Source organism: Enterorhabdus sp. P55 (assembly GCF_009911695.1).
Lineage (GTDB): Bacteria > Actinomycetota > Coriobacteriia > Coriobacteriales > Eggerthellaceae > Enterorhabdus.
In genome coordinates this window covers 1-627 of record NZ_QWKK01000284.1, presented here as the reverse complement: position 1 = coordinate 627, position 627 = coordinate 1, and the positions used below count along the sequence as shown (strand labels likewise).

The window sequence follows — 627 nt, the reverse complement described above, 5'->3', positions numbered from 1 at the left end:
ATTCCGTATCCCAGATAATACGATCAGGTAAGTTCTTCACCGGATCGACCGTCGTCAGCAGCTCCGGCCACAACTATGTGCGACTATGGACTGACGCCCAGTTCAAGGCAACGTTTGGCCGGAACTACGATGGCGCCAAGGACTACGTCGGCATCATGAACGGCGCCGGCAAGGACAACGGCGCCAACCCCTACTGCGCGTCACACTGGTACGGGGACGGCGTCTACGCCTACTTCGACCGGTCGTTTTCCGGCCCGATTCGCCTCAACTACCTGGTAATCCTCGCCCCCTAGGTCGTGGAGCCTATGGCGGTGATGCCGAAGTAGTACGTCTTGCCGTCCAGGAACGCGTAGTTGTCGCGCATAAGGCGGACGCCGAAGCCTGTCTGCACCTGCTCCACGACATAGATCATGCCGCTGAGCCTGGCCTCGACCGTGCTCTGGTCTCTGGGCTCCACTATCACCGGGGTCGCAACGTAGTTCGTGAGCTTGACCGGGAGGTTGATGTACTTCCCGACCGAGTCGGCGTTGGCTGACCCCGGGGTCATGTTCCCGGCGTACCAGCCGATGAACACGCTGCCTATGAGCATGTAGCGCCATCCGGACGAGGTTTTCTGGGATACGGAAT

At 60.0% G+C, this 627-nt stretch carries 2 protein-coding genes; one reads left to right on the top strand and one right to left on the bottom strand.

Annotated elements, in window-relative coordinates; all coding sequences use genetic code 11:
* A partial coding sequence (locus tag D1643_RS11315; protein ID WP_160710677.1) for a hypothetical protein occupies positions 1-293 on the top strand: 293 nt, incomplete at its 5' end.
* Here D1643_RS11315 and D1643_RS11310 read toward each other — a convergent pair.
* On the bottom strand, positions 290-627 hold a 338-nt coding region (locus tag D1643_RS11310; RefSeq protein ID WP_236643581.1), incomplete at its 5' end, for a hypothetical protein. The genes D1643_RS11315 and D1643_RS11310 overlap by 4 nt on opposite strands.